The 15047-nt window shown below is 59.8% G+C and carries 9 protein-coding genes; all 9 read left to right on the top strand.

What is annotated here, in order from left to right:
• Positions 1-97: 97 nt before the first annotated feature.
• Positions 98-1438: an exopolysaccharide biosynthesis polyprenyl glycosylphosphotransferase gene (locus tag E5J99_RS07165; RefSeq protein WP_394345944.1), complete on the top strand. Its 1341-nt coding sequence runs from the start codon at positions 98-100 to the stop codon at positions 1436-1438.
• A 165-nt stretch (positions 1439-1603) separates the two neighbouring features.
• Positions 1604-2374 carry a WecB/TagA/CpsF family glycosyltransferase gene (locus E5J99_RS07160; RefSeq protein ID WP_135497040.1) on the top strand — a complete coding sequence of 257 codons (771 nt, stop codon included), beginning with the start codon at positions 1604-1606 and terminating at the stop codon, positions 2372-2374.
• Between the two features lie 329 nt (positions 2375-2703).
• The gene (rfbF, locus tag E5J99_RS07155; protein WP_135497039.1) at positions 2704-3594 is read left to right on the top strand and encodes a glucose-1-phosphate cytidylyltransferase; all 891 of its coding nucleotides are present in this window, start codon (positions 2704-2706) and stop codon (positions 3592-3594) included.
• 94 nt (positions 3595-3688) lie between these two features.
• A complete protein-coding gene (locus E5J99_RS07150) occupies positions 3689-4798 on the top strand; it encodes an NAD-dependent epimerase/dehydratase family protein (protein WP_135497038.1) in 1110 nt (369 codons plus the stop codon).
• Positions 4799-4846: 48 nt separating this feature from the next.
• On the top strand, positions 4847-5410 hold the full coding sequence (rfbC, locus tag E5J99_RS07145) for a dTDP-4-dehydrorhamnose 3,5-epimerase (RefSeq protein ID WP_135497037.1): 564 nt from the start codon (positions 4847-4849) through the stop codon (positions 5408-5410).
• Between the two features lie 70 nt (positions 5411-5480).
• Positions 5481-6836, top strand: coding sequence for an NAD(P)H-dependent oxidoreductase (locus E5J99_RS07140; RefSeq protein WP_135497036.1), 1356 nt, complete (start codon positions 5481-5483; stop codon positions 6834-6836).
• A gap of 60 nt (positions 6837-6896) precedes the next feature.
• Positions 6897-8159: an ATP-grasp domain-containing protein gene (locus tag E5J99_RS07135; RefSeq protein WP_135497035.1), complete on the top strand. Its 1263-nt coding sequence runs from the start codon at positions 6897-6899 to the stop codon at positions 8157-8159.
• Between the two features lie 185 nt (positions 8160-8344).
• Positions 8345-9067 carry a T9SS type A sorting domain-containing protein gene (locus E5J99_RS07130; RefSeq protein ID WP_135497034.1) on the top strand — a complete coding sequence of 241 codons (723 nt, stop codon included), beginning with the start codon at positions 8345-8347 and terminating at the stop codon, positions 9065-9067.
• Positions 9068-9818: 751 nt separating this feature from the next.
• Complete coding sequence (locus E5J99_RS07125; protein WP_135497033.1) at positions 9819-14423, top strand: InlB B-repeat-containing protein; 4605 nt, start codon at positions 9819-9821, stop codon at positions 14421-14423.
• Positions 14424-15047: the final 624 nt, after the last annotated feature.

Here is a 15047-nt window from a genome sequence, read left to right as displayed (position 1 = left end):
GCAGGTTCACTGCCTATTCAGCCTTACTTACCCGTCGTATATGGAACGGTACAGACATTACTCAGACGCTTCACGCCTAGTTCTTCCCGTAATCGATGTGCTGCTTATTCTGGGCGCATTTCGATTGGCGAGCCGTATGCTGCTCGGAAACTGGCACTTCGCGGGCTATTATCCTTTCTGCTTCGTCATCTTTGGGCTGCTCTGGTGGCTGCTCTCGGGGCAGTTTGCCAACATCTATCGGGTCGATAAGCTGATTACTTACCCCGAGAAGCTGCTCTATCTGATGCGCACCTTCTTGCTGCATGCCAGCATTATGCTGGCCGTGATTCTGATGCTCGACCTGGATTGGCTGCCGCTACGCTACATCTTCGCCGTCTATAGCTTCTCGGTGACCGGAGTCGTGGGCGGGCGCTTTTTTCTGACCTTCTGCTACCGGGCCTACCACCAGCACATTACCCGGGCACATAGTCGGTTCATCATCGTGGGGGCCGGTGAAAGCGGACAGGAGCTGTACCGGTTTCTGGGCTCGCACGATCCTATTGGCAACCAGTTTCAGGGGTTCTTTGCTGATGAGCCCGTGGCCGATAGCCTCCGCTCGTTCGTGCGCGGCGGCCTCGCCGACCTGCGTGACTACTGCCTGCGTACTCAGGTTGATGAAATCTACTTTACCCTGCCCCTCGACCGCCACGAGCTGATTGAGGAGTTGTCGCAGTTTGCCGACGACCATTTCCTGTCCTTCCGCATCGTTCCTGACTTTCGGGGCACGGTCCGCCGCGAGGTCAACGTGTACTTCTACGACCACCTGCCCATCCTCACCATTCGGCACCAGCCTCTGGGCATCCGCACCAACCAGGTGCTGAAGCGGGTGTTCGATATTGGCTTTTCGCTGGCCGTTATCCTGCTGGCTTTCCCCATCGTGCTGCCGCTGCTGGCGCTGCTTATTAAGCTCGATTCGCGTGGGCCCGTTTTCTTCAAGCAAATGCGCCCCGGCAAGCGCAACGAGCTTTTTCCTTGCTTCAAGCTCCGCACCATGAGTGCCAGCCACGGCCAGGCCGAGCTACAAGCCACCTTTGCCGACCCACGTATCACCCGGATAGGCCGCTATCTGCGCAAATACAACCTCGACGAGCTGCCGCAGTTTTTCAACGTTTTTCTGGGGCACATGTCGGTAGTGGGCCCCCGGCCCAACATGATTTCTCAGCTCGAGGAATATTCCAAGCACATCCGCACCTACCAGATGCGCCACGCCGTTACGCCCGGCATCACGGGGTATGCGCAGGTCAATGGGTATCGGGGCGAAACCCGGGCTCCGCAGGCCATGCGCAAAAGGGTGGAATATGACCTGAAATACATGGAAACCTGGACGTTTGGGCTGGATATGAAAATAATCTGGCAAACCGTCTGGAACATGATTCGGGGCGAGAAAAACGCCTACTAAGCCTGTGCGCGCTGCCCATAGGGGGCAGCACTAGTTGAATGCCTTTGTCTGAGCCCGAAAAAGGGGAGGGGGAGGGAGCAGCCTCGGAAGCCAGGGTCCGTTAGACCAAGTTGACGGACTGCTCCCAAACCCTCCCTATTTTTTTATCCGTTTTGCCTACCCGCTATGCTACCCAAACGACCTGTGTTGGATTCGTGGATTTCGACCGGAACCTTTGCTGAGTTCGTGGGTGCTATTCTGGATTTGGGGGCGGCCCGCTCCTCGGCGTATGTGTGCTGCGCCAACGTGCACATGCTGGTAGAAGCGCACCACGACCCCGATTTTAGGCGGGTGCTGGATGAGGCCGACGTGGTGGTGCCTGATGGCAGCCCCGTAGCGGCGGCAATTGGGCTGTTTCATGGGCAGCGCCAGGCGCGCGTGGCCGGCATGGATCTGCTGCCCGCACTACTCACCGAGGCCGCCCGCCGGGGGCAGTCCGTTTATTTCTACGGCACCACCGACGAGGTGCTGGCTGCAATGGTAGCGCGGGCCCGGCGTGAGTTGCCAGCCTTGCGTATTGCCGGCACCTGTTCGCCGCCTTTCCGGGCGCTTACTCCCGAAGAAGATGCGGCCGAAACAGCCGCTATTGCCGCCGCCGACCCTGATTTGCTGTTCGTGGCGCTGGGCTGCCCGCGCCAGGAGCGCTGGATGGCCGCGCACCGGGGCCGCATCCGTAGCTGTATGCTTGGCGTTGGGCAGGCTTTTCCGGTGTATGCCGGGCTGGAGCCGCGCCTGCCGCGCTGGGCGCGCCAACTGTGGCTGGAGTGGGCCTACCGCCTGTGGCTGGAGCCGCGGCGGCTGTGGCGCCGCTACCTGCATACTAATACCCGGTTTGTCTACCTGATTGGGCGGCGTGCCCTGGGATATATGGCTGGTCGGCCCCATAGCGCCGCCTGAGTGCTCTCGTGCGATGGAGCATTGTCCTAGTGAGGCACTCTGGGCTACACAACTTTCTGCTCTACCCATAGCTTCCCCGCCTCGCGTGGCCTGCAGTCTTGTGCCCACTCTGTCCAGGTAGGGCGGAGCTGTTCTGTTTTCTGTCTAACAGGATAATGTTGATTTATAGTTGATTTTTATTAAAAAATTATACTAATTTTTATTGTTAATATTACAATATAGACTATATTTCGATACCTAAAGAGTAGCGCGCAGGCTGTAGGCTGCGGGTTTCATCGTCTTCTCTTCCTTCTCTCTTCTTGTCTTGAATTCAACCAACACGCGCACCTATGAAAGCAGTTATACTGGCGGGTGGCTACGGCACTCGTATTAGCGAAGAAAGCGGCGTACGGCCCAAACCAATGGTAGAAGTAGGCGGCCGGCCTATCCTGTGGCACATCATGAAAATATATGCCCACCACGGCATTCGCGACTTCGTGATTTGCTGCGGCTATAAGGGTTATATGATAAAACAGTATTTCTCCGACTATTTTCTACATAATTCCGATGTGACATTTCGTATGGACCGGAACGAGATGCAGATTCATCGCAGCAATGCCGAGCCCTGGACCGTGACTTTGGTCGACACCGGGCAGGAAACGATGACTGGGGGCCGCCTGCGGCGGGTGCGCGAGCACTTGGACAATGAAGCCTTCTGCCTGACCTACGGCGATGGTGTCGGCGACGTCGATATTCGGGCCGCCATCCAGTACCATCAGCAGCAAGGGGCGCTGGCTACCCTCACGGCAGTGCGCCAGCCGGGCCGCTTCGGGGTGTTTTCGCTCACCGATGAGGCCAGCCGAATCAACAGCTTCACCGAGAAGCCCGAGGGTGGCGAAACGCCCTGGATAAACGGCGGATTCTTCGTGCTGGAACCAGAGGTGTTCGATTATATCGAGGACGACAGCACGGTGTGGGAAAAAGCGCCGCTGGAGCGCCTCGCCGCCGCTGGCAAGCTAGCCGCCTACCGCCACACCGGCTTCTGGCAGCCCATGGATACGCTGCGCGACCGGAACATGCTGGAGGAAATGTGGAGCGCCGGCAAAGCCCGCTGGAAAATATGGGATACGGCGGCCGAAACTGCCTCCATCGACCCGGTGCTGACGCACATTATGACCTCGGCCGTGACGGCCCCGGCTGGGCAGCGCGTAGCGGCCCCCACCTTGCTGCCGAAAGACTAAAGCACAAGGCAAGTGACCAAGCAAAATTTTGCACCAGAGTGTAGTGCGCAACTGGTGGCTTCTACTCTAAAGTTTACTTTCTGACCTCAACTTTATGCAGCGCATCCTGATTACTGGCAACATGGGCTACGTTGGGCCGGGCGTAGTTCGGCACCTGCGGCAGCAGTTTCCGCAAGCCGAACTCATTGGGTACGATATGGCTTATTTCGCCCATTGCCTCACCGGAGCGCAGCGGCTGCCCGAGGCGCGTCTCGACCGTCAATTGTTTGGCGACGTGCGCCACCTGCCGGCCACGCTGTTGCAGGGCCTGGACGCGGTGGTGCATCTGGCCGCCATTTCCAATGACCCAATGGGGCAAACCTACGAGGATGTTACGTTGGAAATCAACCACCAGGCCGGCATTTGGCTGGCGCGGCGGGCCAAAGCTGCCGGTGTGAAAGCCTTCGTATTTGCCAGCTCATGCAGCATGTATGGAGCCGGGGGCGAAGGAGCCAAAACGGAGCACTCGGACTTGAATCCGCTGACGGCCTATGCCCGCTCGAAGGTGCTGAGCGAGCAGGATTTGGCGCCGCTGGCCGATGATAATTTCCGGGTGACCTGCCTGCGCTTCGCCACGGCCTGCGGCTGGAGCGACCGGCTGCGGCTCGATCTGGTCGTCAACGACTTCGTGGCTGGTGCCGTGGCTACGGGCCGCATCAGCATTCTGAGCGACGGCACCCCGTGGCGGCCCCTGATTCATGTGCAGGATATGGCCCGCGCCATCGAATGGGCTATTGGCCGACCCGTAGGCTGCGGTGGTTCTTTCCTGGCCATCAATGCTGGTTCAGAAGAATGGAACTACCAGGTGAAGGACTTGGCCGCTGCCATTGCCGCCGCTATACCCGGTACGGAGGTGGAGCTGAACCTAAGCGCGCCCCCGGATAAGCGCTCCTACCGCGTCGACTTCAGCCTGTTTCGCCAGCTTGCTCCCGACCACCAGCCCCGGCGCACGCTCGCCGATACTATTGCCGAGCTGCACGAAGGCTTGCTCGGCATGGGCTTCCGGGACCCCGACTTCCGCTCCTCGCAGCTCATGCGCCTGCGGGTGCTGACCAGCCTGCGCGAAATCGGCCAGCTCGATGCCAGTCTGTGTTGGCACGAGCCTGCTACTGCCACGTCCCTCGCTCTCCGCGCGGTGGCACCCGCCGAAATGGCTTTATCCTAACCGCTCCCTACCCGTTCCCATTTCCACCACCGCTACATCTTTCCTGCTATGATTTTCACCGAGACCGAATTACCAGGTGCCTTCATTATCGACGTAGACCGCATGGCCGATGAGCGGGGCTTTTTTGCGCGCTCCTGGTGCGTAGACGAGTTCTCCAAACATGGCATTCTCATGCCCCCGCTGCAAGCCAACGTCTCCTCCAATCCGCAGCGCGGCACCCTGCGCGGCATGCACTACCAGCTGGCACCCTACGAAGAAACCAAGCTGGTGCGCTGTACGCACGGTGCCATATACGACGTGATAGTGGATCTGCGGGAAGAGTCGCCGACGTATGGCCAGTGGCTGGGCGTAGAGCTGACGGCCTCCAGCTTCCGCATGCTGTTTGTGCCGGCGCGCTTCGCCCACGGCTTCCTGACGCTGGCCGACGACACCGACGTGTGCTACCAGGTATCGGCCAAGTACGCCCCCGGCTCGGAGCGGGGGCTGCGCTGGGATGATCCGGCCATTAAGATTCAATGGCCCTTCGACCCCCGCATTATCTCCGAAAAAGACCGGAGTCATCCGCCATTTCAGCTGCTGGTGCCCTCGTCGGAAGCGGAGCTCACCGACTAGGCCGCAGCATTCATTCCGTTGTCCGCTGCCAGCTATACTCTTTCTTTCATCACCTGCTTTCTGAAAAGTTATGCTCATCATTGATACCGCACTGGCGCAACGCCAACGCCTGGGTCAACCCATCCGCGTGGCGATGGTAGGGGCCGGATTTATGGGGCGCGGCGTAGCGCTGCAAATTTGCCGCTACGTGCCGGGCATGGTGCTGGTCGCCATTGCCAACCGCACTTTGTCGCAGGCCCGGCGTGCCTACGAGGAAGCCGGGGAGCTGGCGGCCCGGGAAGTAGACTCGGTGCTGGCCCTGGAAACCTGTATTCAGCGCGGCCAGCCGGCTATTACGGACGATGCGCTGCTGCTCAGTCGGGCCGAAGGTATCGATGCCATTATTGAGGTGACCGGAGCCGTGGAGCACGGCGCGCACGTGGTGCTGGAAGCCATTCGCCACGGCAAGCACGTGGTGCTGCTCAATGCCGAGCTCGACGGCACGGTAGGAGCCATTCTGAAAGTGCACGCCGACCGGGCCGGGGTGGTGTACACCGTATCGGACGGCGACCAGCCGGGCGTGACGCTGAATCTGGCGCGCTTCGTGAAAGGCCTGGGCGTGAAGCCCGTGCTGTGCGGCAACATTAAGGGCCTGCACGACCCGTACCGCAACCCAACTACGCAGGAAGCTTTTGCCCGGCAGTGGGGCCAAAACCCAAGCATGGTGACGAGCTTTGCCGATGGCAGCAAAATCAGCTTCGAGCAGGCCGTAATTGCCAATGCCTTGGGCATGGAAGTGGCGCAGCGGGGCATGCTGGGGCCTACAGTAGCCCCGGGCACGCCTATCAGCAAAGCGGCGGAGTGGTATCCGCAGGAGCTGCTGCTCAGCGGTGGCCCCGGCATCGTCGACTACGTGGTGGGGGCCGAGCCCGGGCCGGGCGTTTTCATTCTGGGCACCCACGATGATCCTATTCAGCAGCATTACCTGAAGCTGTACAAGCTGGGGCCGGGGCCGCTCTACTGTTTCTACACACCCTACCACCTGTGCCATTTCGAAACGCCTACTACCGTGGCCCGGGCGGTTCTGTTTCAGGATGCCGCGCTGGCCCCGCAGGGTGCGCCCCGCGTGGAGGTAATTACGGCCGCCAAGATTCCGCTGCGGGCCGGCGAAACCCTCGACGGTATCGGGCACTACATGACCTACGGGCTGGCGGAAAACGCTGCCGTGGCGCAGGAGCAAAACCTGCTGCCGCTGGGCGTGGCCGAGGGCTGCCGGCTGCTACGGGATGTGCCCAAAGACCAGGCGCTAACCTACGACGATGTGGAACTGCCGGCCGGCCGGTTGGTCGACCAGCTGCGCCGGGAACAGGAGGCGTATTTCGGCTTGAGTGCCCGCGTCAGCTCGGCTGAGGCAGTGGCGGCTGAGGTTGGGTCAGCCGTTGATTAACAGCTATCTACATTATTTTATTTTCCTGCTGCTTTCCACCCCACCTACTCTCACCCACACATGAACACCGACCAGATCAGCCTACTGGAATATGCCGGTGCCGACCGTCATATTCCCCTGAACCCGGCACCCAGGCCGCCATCTGAGGATGCCAACCCTGCGCCAGACGACACCCGGCAGCCGGGCCGAGCGGCGTCGCACTATCCAAGAAAGGAGGGTGACACGCTCACTGTACTGGTGCTGGAAAGCAATTACCGGCTCACGGGGGCAGTTTTGTTTTGCCTGTGCCGCCAGAAAGGCGTCGTCGTTCATCTGCTCTCGCGCAATTCGGCGAGTCCTTACCGCTTTTCACGGTACGTGCGCAAGCATCACTGCTTTTCGCCAGAAAAATCGGACGCTGAATTCCTTGCTTACACCCGGGAAGTCGCCGAAAATACGCAAGCTGAGGTGTTTTTGCCTATTGATGTGGCGGGTATGCGCTTCACCATTGCGCACCGCCAGCAGCTGGCCGCTTTTCTGCGGGTGCTGCCGCTGCCCGAATCGGCCGCGTATGAAATAGCCACCGATAAGAGCAAGCTGGGCGCTTTCATGCAGGCCCGGGGCATCCCGGCGCCCGACACCATTCTGGACGTGCGGCGCAACCTGGCGGCGCAGCTCGAGGGGTTCCGTTTTCCGGTGCTGCTCAAGCCGGTGGACGGTATAGGCGGGGGCGGCATTGAGCTGTTTCAGGACGCGGAAACGCTGCGGCGGGCCGTGGCTGCCCTGCCCGCCGCGAGCAACTACGTCATCCAGAACTGTATCGAAGGCTACGATATCGATTGCAACGTGCTCTATCACAAGGGCAAGCTGGTGGCGTATTCTATTCAGAAGGGGATTTTACCGGCTGTTTCCACCTATGCGCCCACCGAGGCCATCGAGTTTGTGCGCAATGAGGCCGTGCTCGACGTGGTACACCGGGTGATGTCGGCCCTGAACTGGAGCGGCGTGGCCCACCTCGATCTGCGCTACGATACCCAGGCGCGGCAGATGAAGGTCATTGAAATCAACACCCGCTTCTGGCTGACGGTGGTAGGCTCGGCGGTGCGGGCCACTATGAACTTCCCGGTGCTGGCGTGCCGGGCCGCGCTGGGCCAGCAGATTCCGCCCGCGTCCTTTACGCTGGGGCGCTATATTCCCTTCGCCAATTTTCTTCGGTACAAACTATTGGGCCGAGGTCCCAATAAAATTCCCTTCTCCTGGCAGGATACGACCATTCGGGGCTGGCTCGGCGACCCTTTGCCCAAGCTTCACCACCTGCTCCATTCCTTCTCTACAAATACCTAACGCGGCCGTCAATTACGTGCATCCATGGAACCCAATAAGGCCCGGCAACCTGCTGATGGCCGCTGACTTCTCCTTTGCTTCTGGTCGAACTACGCTGACTCCTCCCTAAAACAGGTGTGATAGGGAGGGTATTGCCCGGCTGCTGGCGTCAATTTTTTCATTCTCCCTCCCTAATCCCACTACTCGTGAAAGCTCCCGCTACTCTCTTGCTGCTAGCCCTGCTCGGCTACCTGCCCGCATCCGCCCAAACTACGCCCCAGGCGGTAACCAGCTTTGTGCTGGTCAATGCCGATACGGACCTGGATATTATGCCGCTCGTGAGCGGCGACAGCATAAACCTGGTGCAGATGCCCACGCGCAACCTGAATATTAGAGCTACCACTACGCCTGCTGCCGTGGGTAGCGTCGAGTTCAGCCTCACCGGCGCCGACACCCGCGACCAGACTGAGTCGCTGGCGCCGTATGCGTTGTTTTCGGATGCGGGCGGCGACTACAATGCCTGGACGCCCGCCGTGGGCAAATATTCGCTCACCGCTACGCCATATACCGAAGCTGGTGGCGCGGGCACGGCCGGCACGGCTCTGACCATTACGTTCAAGTTTATCAACCGCACGGGCATTATTACGGCCCAGGCGAAGCCAACCGTTGACCGTGGGCTGCAAGCCTATCCGAACCCGTCCGCCGATGGCCACTACCAAGTTGTGCTGCCCGAAGCGGTGCAGGGTTCGGTGCACTACACGCTCCTGTCGGCCGTGGGGGCGCTGGTGGCTGAGGGCACTGTGCCGGTAGCACAAGCAACCACGCTGCTGCCCCTCGATTTTTCCCGGCAGTTGCCAGCCGCCGGCTTGTACTACGTGCGCCTGCAAGGAAAAAAGCTCAACGCCCAGCTTAAGCTCGTGCGCCGCTAAGATCTTTACAAGTTCAGGCAGCCTCAGCAAGAGTGAGACCCTAGGCCTGTCACCGGCTCGCATCCTCCTTATTTTTAGTCGCCCTATATCAGCCTAGAAACAAGCTATCCGAGGCCACCCTATTTTATGAAGACAGAAGAGAAGCAGCTCCCAGGCCGGGAGCTGCTTCTTTTTTGGAGCGATAGTGAGGATGAACAGTTAGTCTGCGTTGCCTGTCATGAAGCTGTCTAGGAAGTAGACTGACGGGGTGACTGATCTTAATGACTTCCTGAACAGGTTCCATGTGTAGCTAGCAAGCTGAACAGCGTTTGGTATCACATGATTTAGTGAAATAATTAATTTTTTAATAAAAATAATTATAGTAACTTCTTCTGTTTAGAAACCAGACCCCAACGGAGCCACTCGCGAGGCACCGCTCGGGGGCACTCTGGACTGTGCTCTGTTGTCAGTATCTACCACCGTTTAGTAGTTCCTGTTTCCGAGTCCGAGGCCGCTGTTGGGGCATTGCTCTGCTGTAGTTGCCTCAGTCTCTTTGGCGTTTGCCCTAGTGTGTTGCTACTGCCGGAAGAAGTGTAAGGAGGTATACCCTGCCAGAAACGAAAACCCACGACACAAAAGCCAGATACGCTGCATCAGCAATGGTGTGCCCAAGCTAAAAAGCGGGTATCGTGCTCCGGCTGGTAGCCGCCGCGCCCTGGTGGTAGTGGGCTTGTAGAAAACGGATGCATTGCCTAATTCTAATACAGACAGCATGAAAAATACGTGTACATGGGTGCTCTGGGTGCTTTTTTTAACACTGCATTGCCCACAGCTGCGGGCCCAGGCTCCCCCCAGTGGCTTCACGTCAGCTGTTGTTTCAGCGAACTGGAATGAGGCCGTAGGGCTGACGTTCACCAAAACCGGCTCGAAAATGTTCGTGTGGGAGAGGCCTGGTACGGTGTGGGTAGTGGAAGGCGGACAAAGAAGGCTGCTGCTCGATATCAGCCCCGAAGTGGGCGCCTGGGCCGACCACGGCCTGCTGGGCTTCACCCTCGACCCCAACTTCGATACGAACGGGTATATCTACCTGCTCTATGTAGTAGACCGGCACCACCTGCTGAACTTCGGGACGCCGGCCTATAGCGCCACTACCAACGACTATTCTACCGCCACCATTGGCCGCCTGACCCGCTACACGGCCACCAATCCGACCGGAAATTGCACCGTGGCCGCCTCCAGCCGGAACATACTGCTGGGCGCGACCAAATCCACGGGTATCCCGTCCACGTTCAGGGGGCACGTCACCAATTCGCTGGTTTTTGGCTCCGACGGCACGCTGCTGGTGTCGACCGGCGACGGCGCACATCCGCTGCCCGACTACGGCAACTACAACGCCACCTATGCTCAGCAGGCCCTGGCCGACGGCATCATTACGAGCAAAGAAGATGTGGGCTCGTTTCGGGCCCAGCTGGTGAACTGCCTGAGCGGTAAGATTCTGCGCATCGACCCCGCTACGGGAGCCGGGGTTCCCAGCAACCCCTACTACGACGCAGCGGCTCCCAATGCCCCGCGCTCCAAGGTGTGGGCCCTGGGTTTTCGCAACCCGTTTCGGATGAGCTTAAAGCCCGGCACGGGCAGCACCGATCCTACCACAGGCAACCCCGGCATCCTCTATATCGGCGAGGTGGGGGCCGCGCTCTGGGAAGAAACCCACGTAGTAGACAAGCCCCGGCAGAATATGGGCTGGCCTTTGTTTGAGGGCCTGACGCCCTACAGCTCGTTTTCCTCGCAAAACACCTACAACTACGACGCGCCCAATCCGCAGTACAACATTGGCGGCTGCACGCAGCAGTACTTCTACTTCCGCGACCTGATCAAGCAGGCTACCACCACCGGCACGGCTACTTTTACTAACCCCTGCGACAATACCAAAGCCATTCCGGCCTCCGTCGCCACCTTCGTGCACACGCGTCCGCTCATCGACTGGGGCCACGGCGACGGGCCTTCGCGCACGGGCATCTTTAGCGGCCAAACTGCTGCCACCGTCAATATCGGGGCCGCTGGCTCGCCAGTGTCGGGGCCGCAGTTTGGCGGCAATTCCTCCTCGGGCGGCGTGTTCTACCCTTATTCCGATTTTCCGGCGGGCTACCAGAACGCCTATTTCTTTGGCGACTACGTGGGCGGCTGGATTCGCCGCATGAGCCTGGATGCGAACAACAAGCCCACCGCCGTGCAGGATTTCGTGAACAATGGAGCCGTGGTGGTCGGCATGGCCGTGAGCCCGGGCGAAACGGGTTTGTTTTACGTCAATTTTTACCCGTCCGAGATTCGCAAGGTTACTTACAGCTCCGGCGGCAACACGCCCCCGGTGGCCGTGGCATCGGCCAACAAAACCTTTGGCCCCGGCCCGCTGGCCGTGCAGTTTACGGGCAGCGCTTCCTCCGATCCGCAGGGGCAGCCCATAACCTACGTATGGAATTTCGGCGACGGCACCACCAGTACGGCCATCAATCCCGCGCATACGTTTACGCCGCCCACTTCGGCCCCCACCAAATATACGGTGACGCTAACCGTGAAAGACAGCCAGGGCAGCACCAACCAGACGTCGCTGAGTATCTCGGCCAACAATACGCCGCCGCAGGTGACCATTACGAGCCCGGCGCTGAACACGCTGTATTCGATGACGGGCAACTCGACCTACAACCTGCGGGCGACGGTGACGGACGCCGAGCATAGCGGCGCGCAGCTCTCGTATCAGTGGCAAACGATTTTGCACCACGAGCAGCATCAGCATCCCGAGCCCATCGACCAGAATGTGCAAACCACCACGACCATCGCGCCGTTTGGGTGCGGAGCGGAGAATTATTACTACCGTATTACCCTCACCGTGACCGATGCTGCCGGCCTGGCCACCACCAAGGAGGTGCGGCTCGACCCCGATTGTGCTACCACCAGCTTCACGCTGGTCGATGCCGACAGCAACGAGGATATCCAGGCCGTTATCAACGGAACGGTGCTGAACCTGGCGACGCTGCCGACGCGCAACCTCAATATCAGAGCCAATGCCAACCCGGCCACCACGGGCAGCGTGGTGTTTGCGCTAACGGGGGCGCAGGTGAAAAACCAAACCGAGTCGGTGGCCCCGTATGCTCTCTTTTCGGATCTGAATGGCGACTACAACCCCTGGACGCCGCCGGTGGGCAACTACTCGCTGTCGGCCACGCCCTACAGCGGCTCCGGTGGTGGTGGCACGCCGGCTGCGATGCTGACGGCCAGCTTTTCTGTCGTCGATCAGGCAACTCCCAATACCTATGCGCTAACGGTGAACACCAGCGGTACGGGCACCGTGAGCCGAAATCCAAGCCAGGCCAACTACACTAGCGGTACAATCGTGACGCTGACGGCCACGCCCGGCACCGGGCAGGAATTCACGGGCTGGAGCGGGGCGGCGACGGGCAGCACCAACCCGCTGGCCGTGACCATGTCGGCCAACAAAACCATTACGGCCACCTTTGCTCCGCTGCCCGGCGGCGGCACGGCCGTGAGCAGCTTCACACTCGTGAATGCCGATACCGACCAGGATATTCAGCCCCTGCCCGACGGCTTCACGCTGGACTTGGCCACGCTGCCGACGCGCAACCTGAATATCCGGGCTACCACCAGCCCCGGCAGCGTGGGCAGTGTAGTGTTTGCCCTAAGCGGGGCGCAAGTGAAAAACCAAACCGAGTCGGTGGCCCCGTATGCCTTGTTCAGTGACAGCAACAGCGACTATAACCCCTGGACGCCACCAGTAGGCAATTATTCACTTACTGCCACGCCCTTCAGCGGTGCTGGCGGCGGCGGTATCACGGGTACTCCGCTCACCATCAGCTTTATCGTTGTAGACCAGCCAGCCCCGCCGGTTACCTACACGCTGACGGTGAACACCAGCGGCACGGGCACGGTGAGCAAAAGCCCGAATCAGGCCACCTACGCCAGTGGCACGGTCGTGACGCTGACGGCCACGCCCGGCACCGGGCAGGTGTTTACGGGCTGGAGCGGGGCGGCGACGGGCAGCACCAACCCGCTGGCCGTGACCATGTCGGCCAACAAGACCATTACGGCCACTTTTGCTCCGCCGCCCCCACCAGCCGTGACAAGCTACACGCTGGTGAATGCCGACACCGACCTGGACATTCAGCCGCTGGCAACGGGCGCAACGCTGAACCTGGCGACCTTGCCGACGCGCAACCTGAATATCCGGGCCAATGTGAACGGGGCCGCCACGAGTAGTGTCGTGTTTGCCTTAAGCGGGGCGCAGGTGAAAAACCAAACCGAGTCGGTGCCCCCATATGCTCTTTTTTCGGCGGTAAGCGGCAACTATAATCCCTGGACGCCCACTGTGGGTACTTATTCGCTCACGGCCACTCCTTTTTCCGGCACAAATGGTGGGGGCACGGCCGGCTCGCCGCTCACCATCAGCTTTATCGTTGTAGACCAGCCAGCCCCGCCAGTTACCTACACGCTGACGGTGAACACCAGCGGCACGGGCACGGTGAGCAAAAGCCCGAATCAGGCCACCTACGCCAGCGGCACGGTCGTGACGCTGACGGCCACGCCCGGCACCGGGCAGCGGTTTGTGAGCTGGAGCGGGGCGGCGACGGGCAACACCAACCCGCTAGCCGTGACCATGTCGGCCAACAAGACCATTACGGCCACCTTCGCCGTCATCGTCGCGGTGGAAAGCTATACGCTCATCAATGCTGATACGGACCAGGGGATTCAGGCTTTGGCCAGCGGAGCCACGCTGAACTTAGCCACGCTGCCTACTAAGAATCTGAATATTCGGGCCAATACCACCCCGGCAACGGTGGGCAGCGTGGTGCTGGCTCTGAGTGGCACCCAGACCAAAAGCCAGACCGAAAACATAGCGCCTTATGCGTTATACAGCGACAGCAACAGCGACTACAACCCCTGGACGCCCGCCGTGGGTAGCTATTCGCTTACGGCGACACCTTATTCCGGCACGAATGGTGGGGGCACGGCCGGCACCAAGCTAACTATCACGTTTGCCGTTACCAACCAGGCGCCGCCAGCCGTGGCGCTGGCCAGCCAGTCCTCATCGGCGGCAGCCAAGCTGCTGCAGGCCGAGGTCCACCCCAATCCGTCAGCTGATGGACGCTTCACGATTCGGGTAGGCCAGCCGCTGCAGGGCGAAGTTAGCTACACGCTGCTCTCGGCGTTGGGGGCGGTGGTGGCAAGTGGTCGGCAGCAGCTGCTGCAGCCGCTGATGATGCTTTCCTTCAATTTATCGGCCGCTATGCCAGCGGCCGGGGTGTATTATTTACTGCTTGATGGCCCGCAAGGAACCGCGCAGATAAAGCTGCTGCGCTACTAGCACTTAACATCATAAACGTCGCTTGATGCTGGTGAGGGTAATTTAGTTGCCTCTGCCAGGCTCAGGCGACGTTTTTTTATTGCCCGTGGTTGATGCATCCCGCAGTAGACCGAGGGCAGCATCGCAGGTTAGGTCCAGCTAACGTTTAGCGCCCCAGGTCGTCTCAATAAGTGCAGATAGGCGCTTTGTAGCCATTTTGGACCCTGCTGCTCTGCTTTGGTTGTACCTATGTTAATGATTGATATTTTTTAATAAAAAATTACATTAAACCTGGGTCACACGTATAGCCATTATTCCCAGTGGGTTGGAAAGGATATGTGAGCTTGGGTAGCGTAGCAACCGTGCTGTAGATTTTTGCAAGAGGTAGAAAAAGTGCTGCGCCTGGTTAAAGAGGGGCTGCTGAGACACTAATGCTTAGTCAGGGGAGTTTTTCGAACAAAAAAGCAGATTGGTCGTTGCTTTTGAATGGGAAGACCACTCACGCCATTCGTCCTGTTGTCGGCTGACCGCCTGACCATTGAAGCCTTAACGCGCAAAGGCCGCCACGCCGGGCGCACGGTCCAACGCGGGCGGATGCTCTTACGTCTGGCCGACGGGGCCAGCGGCTACACCGTGGCCGATGAG

This window comes from Hymenobacter elongatus (genome assembly GCF_004745955.1).
Classification (GTDB): Bacteria; Bacteroidota; Bacteroidia; order Cytophagales; family Hymenobacteraceae; genus Hymenobacter; species Hymenobacter elongatus.
This window is presented reverse-complemented; position numbering and strand designations above follow the sequence as displayed.